This is a genomic window from Rhodococcus olei (assembly GCF_039540555.1).
Classification (GTDB): Bacteria; Actinomycetota; Actinomycetes; order Mycobacteriales; family Mycobacteriaceae; genus Rhodococcus_G; species Rhodococcus_G olei.
This window is the reverse complement of sequence record NZ_BAABFB010000038.1, coordinates 68,293-83,980: the sequence shown is the minus strand read 5'-3', so window position 1 is coordinate 83,980 and position 15,688 is coordinate 68,293. Positions and strand designations below refer to the sequence as shown.

At 71.8% G+C, this 15,688-nt stretch carries 14 protein-coding genes and 1 other RNA gene; 8 read left to right on the top strand and 7 right to left on the bottom strand.

The features are described 5' to 3' along the window. Position 1: 1 nt before the first annotated feature. A complete protein-coding gene (locus ABD951_RS12240; protein WP_345345088.1) occupies positions 2-988 on the top strand; it encodes a glycine betaine ABC transporter substrate-binding protein in 987 nt (328 codons plus the stop codon). A gap of 135 nt (positions 989-1,123) precedes the next feature. Beyond that, on the top strand, positions 1,124-1,804 hold the full coding sequence (locus tag ABD951_RS12235) for a GntR family transcriptional regulator (RefSeq protein ID WP_345345086.1): 681 nt from the start codon (positions 1,124-1,126) through the stop codon (positions 1,802-1,804). 25 nt (positions 1,805-1,829) lie between these two features. On the opposite strand, the gene ABD951_RS12230 is transcribed toward ABD951_RS12235, so the two are convergent. The 4 genes from ABD951_RS12230 to ABD951_RS12215 form a co-directional block, all read right to left on the bottom strand. Beyond that, the gene (locus tag ABD951_RS12230; RefSeq protein ID WP_345345084.1) at positions 1,830-2,402 is read right to left on the bottom strand and encodes a C40 family peptidase; all 573 of its coding nucleotides are present in this window, start codon (positions 2,400-2,402) and stop codon (positions 1,830-1,832) included. Between the two features lie 352 nt (positions 2,403-2,754). Beyond that, positions 2,755-5,772 (bottom strand): bifunctional [glutamine synthetase] adenylyltransferase/[glutamine synthetase]-adenylyl-L-tyrosine phosphorylase, encoded by a 3,018-nt coding sequence (locus ABD951_RS12225; protein WP_345345082.1) that lies wholly within the window; start codon positions 5,770-5,772, stop codon positions 2,755-2,757. A 7-nt stretch (positions 5,773-5,779) separates the two neighbouring features. Continuing rightward, positions 5,780-7,120 carry a type I glutamate--ammonia ligase gene (gene glnA / locus ABD951_RS12220; protein WP_345345080.1) on the bottom strand — a complete coding sequence of 447 codons (1,341 nt, stop codon included), beginning with the start codon at positions 7,118-7,120 and terminating at the stop codon, positions 5,780-5,782. A gap of 52 nt (positions 7,121-7,172) precedes the next feature. After that, positions 7,173-8,726 (bottom strand): alpha/beta hydrolase, encoded by a 1,554-nt coding sequence (locus ABD951_RS12215; protein ID WP_345345078.1) that lies wholly within the window; start codon positions 8,724-8,726, stop codon positions 7,173-7,175. Between the two features lie 152 nt (positions 8,727-8,878). Here ABD951_RS12215 and ABD951_RS12210 point away from each other — a divergent pair, with 152 nt between their 5' ends. The 5 genes from ABD951_RS12210 (at position 8,879) to ABD951_RS12190 (ending at position 12,642) form a co-directional block, all read left to right on the top strand. Beyond that, complete coding sequence (locus tag ABD951_RS12210; RefSeq protein WP_345345076.1) at positions 8,879-9,154, top strand: hypothetical protein; 276 nt, start codon at positions 8,879-8,881, stop codon at positions 9,152-9,154. A gap of 170 nt (positions 9,155-9,324) precedes the next feature. Beyond that, positions 9,325-10,203 carry a 3-methyl-2-oxobutanoate hydroxymethyltransferase gene (gene panB / locus ABD951_RS12205; RefSeq protein WP_345345074.1) on the top strand — a complete coding sequence of 293 codons (879 nt, stop codon included), beginning with the start codon at positions 9,325-9,327 and terminating at the stop codon, positions 10,201-10,203. 133 nt (positions 10,204-10,336) lie between these two features. After that, positions 10,337-10,771, top strand: coding sequence for a hypothetical protein (locus ABD951_RS12200; RefSeq protein ID WP_345345072.1), 435 nt, complete (start codon positions 10,337-10,339; stop codon positions 10,769-10,771). After that, complete coding sequence (gene pip / locus ABD951_RS12195) at positions 10,771-11,769, top strand: prolyl aminopeptidase (protein ID WP_425569832.1); 999 nt, start codon at positions 10,771-10,773, stop codon at positions 11,767-11,769. The genes ABD951_RS12200 and pip overlap by 1 nt, the downstream gene beginning before the upstream one ends. Before the next feature lie 9 nt (positions 11,770-11,778). Next, positions 11,779-12,642 carry a CHAD domain-containing protein gene (locus ABD951_RS12190; protein WP_345345070.1) on the top strand — a complete coding sequence of 288 codons (864 nt, stop codon included), beginning with the start codon at positions 11,779-11,781 and terminating at the stop codon, positions 12,640-12,642. A 1-nt stretch (position 12,643) separates the two neighbouring features. Here ABD951_RS12190 and ABD951_RS12185 read toward each other — a convergent pair whose 3' ends face one another. The 3 genes from ABD951_RS12185 to rnpB form a co-directional block, all read right to left on the bottom strand. Continuing rightward, positions 12,644-14,047 carry an RNB domain-containing ribonuclease gene (locus ABD951_RS12185; RefSeq protein ID WP_345345068.1) on the bottom strand — a complete coding sequence of 468 codons (1,404 nt, stop codon included), beginning with the start codon at positions 14,045-14,047 and terminating at the stop codon, positions 12,644-12,646. Positions 14,048-14,080: 33 nt separating this feature from the next. After that, entirely contained in the window at positions 14,081-14,263 is a 183-nt protein-coding gene (locus tag ABD951_RS12180) for a hypothetical protein (RefSeq protein ID WP_345345066.1), read from the bottom strand. Between the two features lie 438 nt (positions 14,264-14,701). Further along, an RNA gene (gene rnpB / locus ABD951_RS12175) (RNase P RNA component class A) lies at positions 14,702-15,115 on the bottom strand. Between the two features lie 43 nt (positions 15,116-15,158). Here rnpB and ABD951_RS12170 point away from each other — a divergent pair. After that, positions 15,159-15,683 carry a DUF1697 domain-containing protein gene (locus ABD951_RS12170; RefSeq protein WP_345345064.1) on the top strand — a complete coding sequence of 175 codons (525 nt, stop codon included), beginning with the start codon at positions 15,159-15,161 and terminating at the stop codon, positions 15,681-15,683. Positions 15,684-15,688: the final 5 nt, after the last annotated feature.

Here is a 15,688-nt window from a genome sequence, read left to right as displayed (position 1 = left end):
CATGAGATCCGTGCGTGCGGTCCTGGCGTCCGCGACGGCCGCGGCCGCGGTGGTGGCGGCCGCGGCCTGCGGTCTGGAGTCCGGCGGCGCCGTGCCGCTCGAGGTCGGGCCCGGCAGCATCACCCCGGTCGAGGGTCTCGACGGGGTCCCGGTCACGGTGGGCTCCAAGGACTTCACCGAGCAGATCATCCTCGGCTACATCATCGAGTTCGCGCTGTCCGCCGCCGGCGCCGACGTGCGGGACCTGACGAACATCCAGGGGTCGAACAGCACCCGCGACGCCCAGATCGCCGGCCAGATCGACGCCACCTACGAGTACACCGGCACCGGCTGGATCAACTACCTGGGGCACGAGCACCCGATCCCCGACTCCACCGCCCAGTTCGAGGCGGTCCGGGACGAGGATCTCGCCCGCAACGGGATGGTGTGGACGGATCCGGCGCCGATGAACAACACCTACGCGCTCGCCACCAACCGGGCCACCGCGGAGTCGACCGGGGTGCGCACGCTGTCCGACTACGCGGCGCTGGTGGAACGCGATCCGGCGGCCGCGACGACCTGTGTGGAGACCGAGTTCAACGTGCGGCAGGACGGCTATCCCGGCATGGCCGCCGCCTACGGGTTCGACCCGGCGCGCGCGGACAAGCGACTGTTGCAGACCGGGATCATCTACCAGGCGACCGCGGACGGCACCCAGTGCGCGTTCGGGGAGGTGTTCACGACCGACGGCCGCATCACCGCCCTCGACCTCGTCCTGCTCGAGGACGACCGGTCGTTCTTCCCGAAGTACAACCCCGCGCTCATCCTGCGAGAGGACTTCGCGCGGGAGCATCCGGAGATCGCCGAGGTGCTGGCTCCGATCTCCGCGGCCCTGACCGACGAGGAGATCGGCGAACTGAACCGCCAGGTCGACGTCGACGGCCGTGAGCCCGCGGACGTGGCCCGGGAGTGGTTGGCCGGCAAGGGTTTCGTCACGATCCCGGACTGAGGGGGCTCGGGCCGGCCGGGCGGGTGCGGCGGCAACCGGTGCCCGCACCCGTATACGTGCGTATTCGAACCGGTCCCCCTGGCATAATCGGGCGGCGCGGTCGGCGACCGCGAGAAGAACCGACGGAGGGACACGATGACGCGCGAGGACGACGATCTGGGCTCGCTGATGGCGACCGGCGCGGCCGGCCGCTCCGACCAGACGTCGAAGCAGTACCAGCGGCTGCGCGCGGACATCCTCGACGGCACGTACCCACCGGGTACGCCGCTGCACGAGACCCAGTTGAGCGAGACGTACGGCGCGTCCCGCACGCCGATCCGCGAGGCCCTGAACTGGCTGACCCACGACGGGCTTCTCGAGCGCGCGGCGCGCGGCTTCCGGGTTCGCGAGGGCACCGCGGAGGACGTGATCGAGATCTACGCGGCCCGGGTCGCACTCGAGTCGGAGGCGGCCGGGGCCGCCGCGCTGCGGCACACCGACCTCGACATGGCCCGGCTCGAACGGCTGCACGGCGGCTGCTGCGAGGCCGGTGACGACGACGCGGTCCGCGCGGGCAACTTCCGGTTCCACGAGGCGCTGTGGCAGGCCGCGCACAACGCGACGATCGCGGGGCTGCTGGTGCGGTTGACGACGCAGCTGCGGATCCACGACAGCGGGCCGCCGTCGACGTACGGCGAGACGGACCTGCTCAACGCCGAACACGCCCAGATCCTGGACGCCCTGCGGGCCCGCGACGAACGCGCCGCCCGGGAGGCGATGCGCCACCACCTCGAACGCAGCCGCGAACAGCGGATCCGCCTGTTCGCGGGCCGCTGACCGGCCCGCGATCGGCGCCCGGCTCTCAGTAGCGGCGGGCGGCGTAGAACGGCATCGAGTCCAGCGGCGCGCGCTTGACCGGCTGCCCCTCGGTCGGAGCGTGGACGACCATGCCGTTCCCGGCGTACAGGCCGACGTGCTCGGCACCGTAGAACAGCACCACGTCGCCGGGCTGCAGGTCGCCGCGCCCGACCGCGATACCGCCCTTGACCTGGTCGTACGTGGTGCGCGGCACGCTGACACCGGCCTGCCGGTACGCCCACTGCACCAGACCCGAGCAGTCGAAGGCGTTCGGACCGGAGGCGCCCCACACGTACGGTGAACCGAGCTTCGTCAGCGCCGCATCGAGCGCCCGCTGGCCGTGGGTCGCCAGCGGTGCCGGTGTCGCGAAGCCGGGACCCGCCTGCGGCACGGGCGGTGCCGGAACGGCAGGCAGCCCGGGGACGTCGACGGTGCCGACCCCCGGGATCGTGATCGGGGCGGCGGACGCGTGGACGGCGGGCACCGTCATCACTCCCCCGGCGATCGCGGCCGCAAGAATGGTGCCGCGGACCGATCGCCGCAGTCGGTTGTTCCGCTTCGCGCTGTGCTTGCCCATCTAACCGAGTCCTCCGAACTTCGTCCGTCGACGACGTGTGCGTCGATCTGGTGGGACACGTCACAGAGTTCCGGTCACAGCACGGCGTAACAGGAGGAGAACTACCCGGATGGATACCTGTTTTCGTTATGTAGGTGTGATTGAATCGTGCTGTACATGATACGAATCCAGCTGTACAGGACACGAATCTCCTTCGCCTCGGGTCGACGAGACTCGGGTTGCCGCCACGGCACTGTCGACGCAGGCCACCCGGGGCCGTCGTCTCCGCGGCGGGCGTCGCCACGCCGCCCACGTGGTCGTGGAAAACGGGTGGCCCGCACCCACCCGGGTACGGGCCACCGGTCTGGGCTCGTCAGGCCCCGAACACGCGCTCGACCACCGACTTGGCGCGACGCGTCACCCGGAGGTAGTGGTCGAGGAACTCGCTGGCGTCACCGCCCGGCCAGCCCGCGACCTGCGCCACCGCGGACAGCACCCGGCCCGGACCGGGCAGCTGGTCGGTCGGCTTGCCGCGCACCAGCACCAGCGCGTTGCGCGCCTTCGTCGCGGTCAGCCACGACTCGCGGAGCAACTCGACGTCGGTCTCGCTGAGCAGTTCCGCGGCCCCGATCGCGTCGAGGCTCTCGAGGGTGGACGTGTTGTGCAGCGACGGAACCTCGTGGGCGTGCCGCAGCTGGACCAGTTGGACCGTCCACTCGATGTCGGCGAGCCCGCCACGGCCGAGCTTGGTGTGCGTGGCCGGGTCGGCACCGCGCGGCAGCCGCTCGGAGTCCACCCGCGCCTTGATGCGCCGGATCTCGCGGACCGCGGACTCCGAGACACCACCCTCGGGGTAGCGGAACTCGTCGATCATGTGCAGGAACCGCAGGCCGAGGTCGGCGTCCCCGGTCACCGCGTGAGCCCGCAGCAGCGCCTGGATCTCCCAGGTCTGCGCCCACTGCCGGTAGTACGCCTGGTACGACGTCAACGTCCGCACCACCGGCCCGTTGCGTCCCTCGGGGCGCAGGCCGGTGTCGACCTCGAGCGGCGGGTCGGTGCTCGGAGCGCCGAGCAGCGTGCGCACCCGGTCGGCGATCGTGTTGGCCCACTTGACCGCCCGCGTCTCGTCGGCTCCGGGGCGGGGTTCGCACACGAACAGCACGTCGGCGTCCGAGCCGTAGCCGAGTTCGCCGCCACCGAGCCGGCCCATGCCGATCACCGCGAGCGCGGCCGGCGCCGGCTCGCCGAGCTCGGCCTCGCTCGACCGGATCACCGCGTCCAGCGCGGCACCGAGCACCGCGGCCCACACCGACGACAACGCCCGGCACACCTGCGGCACGTCGAGCAGACCGAGCACGTCCGCGGACGCGACCCGCGCCAGCTCGTGCCGGCGCAGCGACCGCGCCGCGGCGACCGCGCGCCCCGGGTCGTCGTAGCGGGACGAGGACGCCAGGATCCCCCGGGCCACGTCCTGCGGCTCGACGTCGAGCAGACGCGCACCGTTCGGGCCGTCCGCGAACAGCCGCAGCACGTCGGGCGCCTTGATCAGCAGGTCCGGGATGTACGCGGACGAACCGAGCACGATCATCAGTCGCTGCGCCACCGCGCCCTCGTCGCGGAGCACCCGCAGGTACCAGTCGGCGTCGACCATCGCCTCCGACAGGCGCCGGTACGCGAGCAGGCCGGCGTCGGGATCCGGTGTGTCGCTGAGCCATTCGAGCAGCGTCGGCAGCAGCAGCGCCTGGATCCGACCCTTGCGGGATGCACCCGAGGTGAGTGCCTTGAGGTGGCCGAGCGCGTTCTCCGGCGCGGTGTACCCGAGCGCGGCCAACTGACGGACCGCGGCGTCCGGGCTGAGCCGCAGCGCCTCCTTGTCCAGGCGCGCAACGGATTCGAGCAGCGGCCGGTAGAACAGCTTGGCGTGCAGCCGCCGGACGCGGTGCGCGTTGCGCCGGATCTCCGCGTTCAGCACGCCGAGCGAATCGGTGCGGCCGTCGGGCCGCATGTGCGCGGCGCGCGCCAGCCAGCGCAGCGACTCCTCGTCCTCGGGTGGGGGCAGGGTGTGGGTGCGCTTGAGCTTCTGCAGTTGCAGCCGGTGTTCGATCAGCCGCAGGAACTCGTACGACGCGGTCAGGTTCGCGGCGTCGTCGCGGCCCACGTACCCCCCGGCGGCGAGGGCGGTCAGCGCGTCGACCGTGCTCTGCACCCGCAGCGACTCGTCGGCCCGGCCGTGCACCAATTGCAGGAGCTGGACCGCGAATTCGACGTCGCGCAGGCTGCCGCGACCGAGTTTGATCTCCCGCTCGCGCAGTTCCGCGGGCACGTTCTGCTCGACCCGGCGGCGCATCGCCTGCACCTCGGGCACGAAGTCCTCACGCTCGGCCGCCGTCCACACCATCGGGTTCAGCGCGTCGACGTACTTCTGCCCGAGTTCGAGGTCGCCGGTGGCCGGACGCGCCTTGAGCAGGGCCTGGAACTCCCAGGTCTTCGCCCAGCGCTTGTAGTAGGCGACGTGCGAGTCGAGGGTGCGCACCAGCTCCCCGCGCTTGCCCTCGGGTCGCAGCGCCGCGTCCACCTCGAAGAAGGCGGAGGTGCCGATCCGCATCAGTTCGCCCGCGAGCCTGCTGGTCGCCGAGTCGGCCGGCTCGGCGACGAACACCACGTCCACGTCGCTGACGTAGTTCAGTTCCCGCGCACCGCATTTGCCCATCGCGATCACCGCGAGGCGGGACCGGCACGGGCCGTCCGGGTGAATCGTGGCGACCGCGACCGCGAGCGCCGCGGTCAGCGCCGCGTCGGCCATGTCCGACAGCTGGTGCCCGACGGTCTGGTAGGGCAGCACCGGTTCGTTCTCGACGATCGCCGCGAGGTCCAGCGCCGCCAGCACCATCAGCTGGTTCCGGTACGTCTTGCGCAGCGCCAGCACGGCGTCCGGGCCGGTGATCGCCGCGCGGTACACCAGGTTGGTTCCGGTGGCCGACGCGTCCGGGACGGCCGCGACGGCGGCGAGCAGCTCGTCGGCCAGTTCCTTGCCGGTCGGCAGCAGGACGTCACCGGCCAGCAACCGCCACTGCCGCGGGTCCGCGGCGAGGTGGTCACCGAGGGCAGCGGACGCTCCGATCACACCGAACAGCCGGCCCCGCAGCCCGGTGTCGGTGCGCAGCGCGGCGTCGAGTTCGGCCCAGCCGTCGGCCCCGAGCCCGTCGCGTACCCGCACCAGGGTGCGCAGCGCCAGGTCCGCGTTGGCCGCCCGCGAGAGCGACCACAGCAGTTCGACGCTGTCCGTGTTGACCCAGCCCAGCGTCTCCAGTTCGGCGGGTGCGGTCGGTTCGACCAGGCCGAGACGTCCGACGCCGGGGATCGTGGACCGGGCGGTGGGAGGCTTGACCATCGGCGCGTCAGAGTCCGAGGTAGCTCTGGAGCTCGAACGGCGTGACGTGACCGCGGTACTGCTCCCACTCGCGCCGCTTGTTGCGCAGGAAGAAGTCGAAGACGTGCTCGCCGAGGGCTTCCGCGACGAGTTCCGAGCGCTCCATCTCCTCCAGCGCGTCGCCGAGGCTGCGCGGAAGCTCCCGGTACCCCATCGCCCGACGCTCGGCCGCGGTCAGCGACCACACGTTGTCCTCGGCCTCCGGCGGCAGCTCGTACCCCTTCTCGATGCCGCGCAGACCGGCGGCGAGCAGCACCGCGAACGTCAGGTACGGGTTGCACGCGGAGTCGGGGCTGCGGATCTCGACGCGACGCGACGACGCCTTGTTCGGGGTGTACATCGGCACCCGCACGAGCGCGGAGCGGTTCGACGGACCCCACGACGCCGCGGTCGGGGCCTCGCCGCCGTGGATCAGGCGCTTGTACGAGTTGACCCACTGGTTGGTGACCGCGCTGATCTCGTTGGCGTGCTCGAGGATTCCGGCGATGAACGCCTTGCCGGTCTCCGACAGCTGCATCGGGTCGTCGGGGTTGTGGAAGGCGTTGTTCTCGCCCTCGAACAGGCTCATGTGCGTGTGCATCGCCGAACCGGCGTGCTCGGAGAACGGCTTCGGCATGAAGGTGGCCCGCACGCCCTCGGTGCGCGCGACCTCCTTGACGACGTACCGGAACGTCATCACGTTGTCGGCCATCGACAGCGCGTCCGCGTACCGCAGATCGATCTCCTGCTGGCCGGGCGCGGTCTCGTGGTGGCTGAACTCGACGGAGATGCCCATCTGCTCGAGCGCGTCGATCGCGTGCCGGCGGAAGTTCGGCGCCGAGTCGTGGACGGCCTGGTCGAAGTAGCCGCCCGAGTCGGCCGGCACCGGCGGGGTCCCGTCCATCGGCCCGTTCTCGAGCAGGAAGAACTCGATCTCGGGGTGCACGTAGCAGCTGAACCCCAGGTCGCCGGCCTTGCTGAGCTGGCGGCGCAGCACGTGCCGCGGGTCGGCCCACGACGGCGTCCCGTCCGGGAGCGCGATGTCGCAGAACATGCGCGCGGAGTGCTGGCGGCCGTCCTTGTGCTCCCACGGCAGCACCTGGAACGTCGACGGGTCCGGCTTGGCGACGGTGTCGGCCTCCGAGACGCGCGCGAAGCCCTCGATCGCCGAGCCGTCGAACCCGATGCCCTCGGCGAAGGCGCCCTCAAGCTCGGCCGGCGCGATCGCCACGGACTTGAGGTAGCCGAGCACGTCGGTGAACCACAGCCGGACGAAACGAATGTCGCGCTCTTCGAGGGTGCGGAGCACGAATTCCATTTGGCGATCCATGCACGCGAGAGTAGGCACAGCGCGTTAAATCTGTGTTACATCACGCGATCGGTTACGAACACGTGAGGTCGGGCAGCGGTGCCGCCAGATCGGTCAGGTACGCCACCACCGGGTCGTCCACGCACGCCACCCCGTTCAGGGCGACGGTGTGCTGGGTGCCGCGGTAGGTGATCAGCGCCGCGCCGAGCTGCTTGGCCAGGTCGACCCCCGCCTGATACGGCGTCGCCGGATCCTGCGTCGTCGAGATCACCACGACCGCGGGCAGGCCGCCGACGTCGAGCCGGTGCGGGCCGTCGGTCGGCGGCACCGGCCAGAACGCGCACGCGTCCAGCGGTGCCGCACCGGTGCCGCGACCGTCGTCGAGGAACGGCGCCGCCTTCCGGTAGGCGAGGTCCCCCGCCCCCGCGACGGCCCGGTCGGTCACCGGCGGGTCGTCGACGCACCGCACCGCGTTGAACGCGTCGTTCACGTTGTCGTACCGGCCGTCCTCGCCCCGACCCTGGTACTGGTCCGCGAGCATCAGCAGCGAGTCACCCCGGCCGTCCGCCAGCGCGGTGAGCCCGCTGCGCAGCGCGCCCCACAGCTGCGGCGAGTACAGGGCCTGCTGCACCCCGGTGACCGCGTCCGGGTAGCTCAGGCCGCGGGGATCCGTCGTCTCCGCCGGGTGGTCGACGAGCGGATCGACGAGGGCGCGGAACCGCGCCACCGCCCGCGAGGGATCGGATCCGAGCGGACACGACGCCTTCGTCGCGCAGTCGGCGGCGAAGTCGTCGAAGGCCTGCTGGAATCCGGCCGCCTGCAGCACCGTCGCCTGCACCGGATCCTGGGCCGGGTCCACGGCGCCGTCGAGCACCATCGCCCGCACGTTGCCGGGGAACGTCTCGGCGTAGGTCGAGCCGAGCCGGGTGCCGTACGAGAAGCCCAGGAACGTGAGCTTCTCGTCGCCCAGCGCGGACCGGATGACGTCCATGTCGCGGACCACCTCGCGGGTGCCGACGTGGGCGAGGAACTCGGCGCCGGTCCGTTCCGCGCACCTGGCCGCGTACTCCTTGTCGACCTGCTCGGCGTGGGCGATCCCGGCCGGGCTCATGTCGACCTTCGGGTCGGCCCGGTCCGCGTCGAACTCGGCGTCGGTCAGGCACCGGATCCGCGGGGTGGACGCCCCGACCCCGCGCGGGTCGAATCCGATCACGTCGAACCGTTCGGCGAGCGCGGTGCCGTCTCCGGTGGTCGCGAGCGAGAGGCCCGACGCACCCGGGCCGCCGGGGTTGACGAGCAGCGACCCGATCCGGTCACCGGTCGCGGCGCTGCGCGAGATCGCGATCTGCGCGGTGTCGCCGGTCGGGTCGTCGTAGTTCACCGGGACGGTGATCCGGGCGCATTCGAGCCTGCTCGGCAGCGGCCCGGCGGTCGCGAAGTCCGCGCAGGGCCCCCACTGCACGGGCTGGGTGTAGAACCGTTCGAGCCCGGCCGGGACGGCACCCGCGCCGGCGGGCGACGCCGGGCTCGTGGTGGGTGCGCCGTCGACGGCCCCACCGCAGCCGGCGATCAGGGCCGCGGTGAGCACACCCGTGGCCAGGGCGAGAAGACGTCGGGTGACGGGCATGAACCGATGGTGCCACGGGTCGCCTGACGGCCCGCCGGTCGCCGAGCACCCCGACACGCCGAGGGCCGAACCATCGGCTCGGCCACTGCGTGTTCACAGCGTCCCATTCCAACGGGGGCCGGATCCGGCCCCCCCGACATCAGGAGCGAACCATGCGTCGCGTCCTCGCCTCCGTCTGCATCGCGATCGCGGCACTCGGCATCGCCGGCCCCGCGAGCGCGACCCGCAACCCGTCCGGCACCGGACCGCCGAGCCAGTCCTGCCAGGCCCTGGAGCCACACACGCCCGGCCACGCGTCCGGCAGCCCGGGGTCGCCGTTCGACGAACCCGGCATCAACAGCCCGAACGGCGGAACGGGCGGCCAGCACTACAGCGAGAAGTCCCAATACGACGTCGCGTGCTATCAGCAGGCGACCCACAACCACTGATCCCCACCCCGCCGGAGCGCGGCGGACGGCGCCGCGTCGTGCACCCGGGCCCCGGCTTGCGGTGTGACCAATCGCACGGCGGCGTCCTCGTCGCGCGGTGGCAGACTGTGCGTGTCATCACCCACAACCCGGGGACCCGCACTGGGCCTCGAGGCACGAAAGGGACCCTGATGTCCAACAGCTCTGCGCCGTCCACCAGCTCGGCATCCGAGAACGCCCCCGTATACGGCGGCGCCCCGGCGGCACCCGCGAAGCGCACCAAGATCCGCACCCACCACCTGCAGGCGATGAAGGCCGAGGGCGAGCGCTGGGCGATGCTCACCGCCTACGACTACTCGACCGCCCGCCTCTTCGACGACGCCGGGATCCCCGTCCTGCTGGTCGGCGACTCCGCCGCGAACGTCGTCTACGGCTACGACACCACCGTGCCGATCACGATCGACGAGCTCATCCCGCTGGTCCGCGGCGTGGTCCGCGGTGCGCCGCACGCGCTGGTCGTCGCCGACCTGCCGTTCGGCAGCTACGAGGCGTCCGCGGAGCAGGCCCTCGCGACCGCCACCCGGTTCATGAAGGAGGGCCTCGCGCACGCGGTGAAACTCGAGGGCGGCGAACGGGTCGCCCCGCAGATCGCCGCGATCACCGCCGCCGGCATCCCGGTCATGGCACACATCGGGTTCACCCCGCAGTCCGTGAACGGTCTCGGCGGATTCCGCGTCCAGGGCCGCGGCGACGGTGCCGAGCAGCTCGTCGCCGACGCGATCGCGGTCCAGGAGGCGGGCGCGTTCTCGGTCGTGATGGAGATGGTGCCCGCGGAGCTGGCCGGTCAGGTCACCCGCAAGCTGACGATCCCGACCGTCGGCATCGGCGCCGGCGTCGAATGCGACGCCCAGGTCCTCGTCTGGCAGGACATGGCCGGCTACACCAGCGGCCGGACCGCGAAGTTCGTCAAGCGGTTCGCCGCGGTCGGCGACGAGCTGCGGGGCGCGGCCGCCGCCTACGCCGACGAGGTGCGGGCCGGCACGTTCCCGGCGGCCGAACACAGCTTCTGACCGCAGGCAGCCGACGCCTCCCCGGCCGACCCCCACTCGGGCACGGCCGTCGGCCGGGGAACCGTACGCTGTCCGCATCCGTTGACAGCTCGACACGGGCGCACGTCCTCCGCCGACAGACTGGGGTCATCACATGTCCTTCCGCCGTTTCGTTCTCGCCGCGGCCGGGTCCGCCGCCGTGCTCGCCGTGACCGTGGGGTGCTCGAACCAGCCCGCCCCGGCTCCGGCAGGGACCTCCGCGGTGGCGCCCGCACCCGGTACCGCCGCCCCGGCGACCCCGATCCCCGGCGACACGGGCGGCGTCACGGCCGCGCAGGCCGAGAAGCTGTGCTCGGACATGGCCGCCCAGCTGCAGAACTGGCGCACCTACACCCCGACCATCGGCAAGGGCGGCCTGAACACGGTCGTCGGCACCTGGGCCGCGCAGAACGGCATCAACATGATCGACCTGGTCTCGCACAAGGCCCGGATCGACGTGATCACGTCCGCGCAGTGCCCGGACGTGCGCGAGGGCGCGATGTACGCGCTCGAGATCCCCGATCTCGCATCCGGTCTCATCGGGTTCTGATGGAGCTGCGGCAGCCGTATCCGCCGATCGAGCCGTACCGGACCGGCACGCTCGACGTCGGGGACGGCCAGCACATCGCCTGGGAGGAGAGCGGAAACCCGGACGGCAAGCCGGCGGTGTTCCTGCACGGCGGCCCCGGCGGCGGTACGACGCCGGACCACCGGCGGTTCTTCGACCCGGCGGCCTACCGGATCGTGCTGTTCGACCAGCGCGGGTGCGGCCGCTCCACTCCACATGTCGCCGACGGTGCGGACCTGTCGGTCAACACCACCGCGCACCTGGTCGCCGACATCGAGGCACTGCGCGCGCATCTGGGCGTCGAGCGCTGGCAGGTGTTCGGCGGGTCCTGGGGCTCGACACTGGCACTGGCGTATGCGCAGGCGCACCCGGAGCGGGTCACCGAGCTGGTGCTGCGCGGGATCTTCCTGCTGCGTCGCAGCGAGATCGACTGGTACTACAACGGCGGCGCGAGCGCGATCTACCCCGACCGGTGGGAGGACTTCCTGGCCCCGGTCCCCGAGTCCGAACGCGGCGGCGACCTGGTGCGGGCCTATCACCGACTGCTGCACCACCCGGACCCGGCGGTCGCGACGGCCGCCGCGGTCGCCTGGTCCGCATGGGAGGGCGCCACCAGTGAACTTCTGCCGAAATCCGAACACGTGCAACGCAACTCGGAGGAGCGCTTCGCGTTGGCGTTCGCCCGGATCGAGAACCACTACTTCGTCAACGCCGGGTTCCTCGCGGAGAACCAGCTGCTCGACGGCATCGACGCGATCGCGCACATCCCGGCGGTGATCGTGCAGGGCCGGTACGACGTGGTGTGCCCGCCGACGACGGCGTGGGCGCTGCACCGGGCGTGGCCGTCGGCGCAACTGCACCTCGTCGACGACGCCGGGCACGCGGCCGTCGAGCCGGGCATCACCCATCACCTGATCGAGGCGACCGACCGGTTCCGGCCGCCACCCGCCCACGATGCGCCCACCGACCGCGTGGGGTAGACCTGAGACATGGGCAGGCGACGCCGCGAGGCGGACACCGAGGCGGTGCTGCGGTCGGTCCGCGGATATCGGGACCGATTGACGGGGCTGACCGATGCGGTCCGGGCGGACGAGCCCGACGCCGTGCACCAGATGCGGGTCGCGGCCCGGCGGCTGCGCAGCGTCCTCGGCACCTACACGTCGATCTTCCCGAAGGCGGAGGCGGCCCCCGTTCGGTCCGAGCTGCGATGGCTCGGCACCGTTTTGGGCCGCGCACGCGACCAGGAGGTCCTAGCGGCCCGGTTCGCAGAGGAGCTCGACGCGCAGCCTCCGGACCTCGTCCGCGGCCCGGTGCGGTACCGCCTCGTCACCGCGCATCGTGAGGAGTACCGGGCCGCCCACACGAACGCGGTCATGGTCCTCGCGGACCCGCGGTTCCACGACCTGGTGACCGCCCTGAACGCGCTGTGCTCGCGACCCGTGAAGGACCGGAAGGTCGCCCGCAGCACCCGGCGCGCTCACCGCCGGGTACTGCGCGCCGCGCGGGCCGCGGGGCTGCGCGGCGGAGGCGGTGAGCCGGGCCCGCCGGAGGCATTGCACACGCTCCGCAAGCGCGCGAAGGCACTGCGCTACGCCGGCGAGGCGCTGGCCCCCTCCCGCCCGCGAGCGTCGAAGGTCGCGCGGGCGGCCGAGGACCTGCAAACGGTGCTCGGCGAGTACCAGGACGCGGTGGTGGCACGCGGACAGGTGCTCGTCGCCGCCGACCGGGCCCGGGCCGCGGGCGAGGACACCTTCACCTACGGGGTGATCGCCGCCGTCGAGGAATCGGTGCAGGAGCGCGCGACCGGCGCGGCCCGCGGCGCCCTCCGCACCGTCCGCGCCCGCGAGCTGTGACTCACGAGTCGTAGGCGAACCGCACCGACCGGGCGTCGACGTCGGCCTCGGCGAGGCGCACCGACAACCGGTTCCCCTCGGGCGGATTGCCGGAACACTTCGCGATCACCGCCGGATCCGCCACGAACACCTCGGCGTCCCGCTTGCCGTTGGCTCCGCGGAGCACGATCGCGTCGAACCGCTCGCCCACGCGTTCGGCGAGCACGCTCGCCTCGGTGAGGTCCACGCACGCCCGGTCGACCTTCGCGGCCAGCGAGTCGGAGCCGCGCATCAGCTCCGGCAGCATCGGCAGGACGTCGCGAACCCACTGCGGCACTTCGCTTCCCGCGGTCACCGCGAGGCAGACCTCGGTGCTGAACCGATCCGAGAGCCGACGCAGCGGCGCGGTCACGTGGGCGTACGGCGCCCCGATCCCGGCGTGCACCGTCAACGCCGGTGCCGTCCCGTCGAACGCGGCGTAGTCGGCACCGCGGAGCAGGGTGGTCGCCTCGCTCATCATCACCAGGGTGTCCGGGGTGTTCGGTTCGAGGCCGGCGAGCAGCGCACCGACCGGCGTCTCCTCGGGCCAGCGCACGTCCAACGCCCGCGCGGTGCGGCGCAGCGCCTGCACCGCCTCGCCCGATGCGGGCGGGAGGGTACGCAGCAGCCCGATCCCGGCGCCGAGCATCAGACGCGCCGCGCACATCCCGGTCAGCAACGACACCTCGGCGTTCCAGTCGTCGACCTCGGTCCGGGGCGCGATCGCGAGCCGCCACCCGGCGCCGTCCGCGACGACCTCCTGCTCGGGCAGCTTCAGCTCGATCGCGCCGCGGTCCAGCGCGGAGGCCAGCCGCAGCCGACCGAACTCGGGCAGGGCGGCGATCGACGGATGCAGCCTCCCCGCGTCCGAATCCGCCTGCACTCCCCCGTAATCGAAACGCGCCACCGAGCGCACCAGCGCCCGGGTCACCCCGAACGTCATCGGTTCGGCGCGGTCGTCGAGCTCGATCCGCCACAGCGCGGCGGGACGCACCCGGCCCGGCAGCAGACTCGCCGCGTCCTCGGACAGCACGCGCGGGTGCAGCGGCAGCGACCCGTCCGGCAGGTAGTAGGTCTGGCCCCGGCGGCGGGTCTCGGCGTCGAGGCGACCGCCCGGCTGCACGACCGCCGCGACGTCCGCGATCGCGTAGTGCACGACGAAACCGGTCGCGGTCCGCTCCAGGTGCACCGCCTGGTCGAGGTCCATCGACGTCGGCGGATCGATCGTCACGAGCGGCAGGTCGGTACGGTCGGCCCGCTCGGCGGCGAATCGGTCGAGGGCGGCGTCCGCCTCGGCCAGCGCGGCCGGCGGGAACTCACCGGACAGCGAGAACGCCGCCCGGACCGCTTCGAAATCGATGCCACGGGCCGAGATTCGGGTGTCCACGACCCGAGCCTAGGACACGCGGCCGGGCACCCGTCAGTCGTTCCAGTCGCGGTCCGCCTGGTCGGCGGCGCGGTTGCGTTCGGCCGCGATCTCGAGTGCCCGCTGCGCGGTCGCCCGGTCCGGGTACGGCCCCATCCGGTCCAGTCCCCGCGACTCCTTGCCCTGCCGCACCGAGCCGTCCGCCACGCAGTAGTACCACTGTTCGTCGTCGCTCATGGCTTCAGTGTGCGCCATCGCGCGGCCCGCCGTCGGGTGTCGAACGTGTGAATTCCGGTCACGGGTGAAACCAATTCCGGGACACCGCTTGAGCAGAAGTGACAAGCATGAGATTCTTACGCCGCAGCGGGCCGCGGTTCGTCGATTTCCCCCTTCGGCGCACCGTGGCCTTTTGATCTGTCCTGGATCGCTGCGCCGCGACGACCTGTGAACGGAGAACCACCCCGCATGGAGCCCATGTCCTACCTTCTCTACGACGCACTGCTTCCCCACCTCGGTGACGAGAAGGCGAAGCAGTGGGCGACCCTCCTGGTCGTGAACCCGGTCTGACCCGGCGTCGACTGACATGCCCCCGATCCGTCCGGACCGGGGGCATTGTCGTGTCGGGGGCCGTCTCGTGTCAGGAGCCGCGTCGCCTCGAGGGCAGTGAGTTCGGGGCGGACGAGTTGGTCTGTAAGCCGGATCCTGTCCCCGGCGCGAAGCGCCGGGCGGCGACCATCCATCTGGGCACACCGTCGCCGGGTACCTCGAGCGGTCCACCCGCAGGCTCGGGCGAGCAGCCCTCGAACACCTGCGCAGCCGCACTCGTACGAGTGCGGCCTTCGACCTTGCTCCGGGCGGGGTTTACCTAGCCATCCCGGTCACCCGGGATGCTGGTGCGCTCTTACCGCACCGTTTCACCCTCACCGACGCTCGCGCGCCGGCGGTCTGTTTTCTGTGGCACTGTCCCGCGGGTCACCCCGGGTTGCCGTTAGCAACCGCCCTGCTCTGTGGAGTCCGGACTTTCCTCGGCACCGGGCCTGCGCGCGCGGGGCGCGCGGTTCCCCACGCCGCGGCCGCCCGACCAACTCGTCCGCGGGGTACAGACTACTCGGCGGACACTAGAGTCGGCGAAATGGCACGGTACGTGGCCCTGTTGCGGGGCGTGAACGTCAACGGAATCACCATCAAGATGGCCGACCTGAAGGAGACGATCGCGGGCGCGGGGTTCGCGAACGTGAAGACGGTTCTCGCGTCGGGCAACGTCCTGTTCGACTCCGACCGCACCGACACCGCGGCCGTCAAGTCGGACATCGAGGCGGCGCTGCGGGAGCGGTTCGGGTACGAGGCGTGGATCGTGCTCGTCGACCAGCCGACGCTGGCTCGGATCGTCGACGACTTCCCGTTCGAGGCCGACCGCGACGGCTGGCACCCGTACGTGCTGCTCTCCTCCGACCCTCGGGTGCTCGACGAGATGTACGGCGCGGCCATCGGTCTCGCACTCGGCGCCGAGGAGATCCGACTCGGCGACGGCGTCCTGTACTGGCACGTCGAACGTGGTGAGACGCTGACGAGTCCGTTCGGCAAGCTGTCCGGAAAGGCGAAGTACCGGTCCACCACGACGAACCGCAACCTGCGGACCTTGCGGAAACTGGTGTGACGGGG

Excerpts from the sequence above, each read along its gene's own strand:
- ABD951_RS12170 (WP_345345064.1), top strand. The coding sequence starts at position 15,159 with ATGGCACGGTACGTGGCCCTGTTGCGGGGCGTGAACGTCAACGGAATC.
- panB (WP_345345074.1), top strand. The coding sequence starts at position 9,325 with ATGTCCAACAGCTCTGCGCCGTCCACCAGCTCGGCATCCGAGAACGCC.
- ABD951_RS12230 (WP_345345084.1), bottom strand. The coding sequence starts at position 2,402 with ATGGGCAAGCACAGCGCGAAGCGGAACAACCGACTGCGGCGATCGGTC.
- pip (WP_425569832.1), top strand. The coding sequence starts at position 10,771 with ATGGAGCTGCGGCAGCCGTATCCGCCGATCGAGCCGTACCGGACCGGC.
- glnA (WP_345345080.1), bottom strand. The coding sequence starts at position 7,120 with ATGGATCGCCAAATGGAATTCGTGCTCCGCACCCTCGAAGAGCGCGAC.
- ABD951_RS12225 (WP_345345082.1), bottom strand. The coding sequence starts at position 5,772 with ATGGTCAAGCCTCCCACCGCCCGGTCCACGATCCCCGGCGTCGGACGT.
- ABD951_RS12235 (WP_345345086.1), top strand. The coding sequence starts at position 1,124 with ATGACGCGCGAGGACGACGATCTGGGCTCGCTGATGGCGACCGGCGCG.
- ABD951_RS12240 (WP_345345088.1), top strand. The coding sequence starts at position 2 with ATGAGATCCGTGCGTGCGGTCCTGGCGTCCGCGACGGCCGCGGCCGCG.
- ABD951_RS12200 (WP_345345072.1), top strand. The coding sequence starts at position 10,337 with ATGTCCTTCCGCCGTTTCGTTCTCGCCGCGGCCGGGTCCGCCGCCGTG.
- ABD951_RS12215 (WP_345345078.1), bottom strand. The coding sequence starts at position 8,726 with ATGCCCGTCACCCGACGTCTTCTCGCCCTGGCCACGGGTGTGCTCACC.
- ABD951_RS12180 (WP_345345066.1), bottom strand. The coding sequence starts at position 14,263 with ATGAGCGACGACGAACAGTGGTACTACTGCGTGGCGGACGGCTCGGTG.
- ABD951_RS12210 (WP_345345076.1), top strand. The coding sequence starts at position 8,879 with ATGCGTCGCGTCCTCGCCTCCGTCTGCATCGCGATCGCGGCACTCGGC.
- ABD951_RS12190 (WP_345345070.1), top strand. The coding sequence starts at position 11,779 with ATGGGCAGGCGACGCCGCGAGGCGGACACCGAGGCGGTGCTGCGGTCG.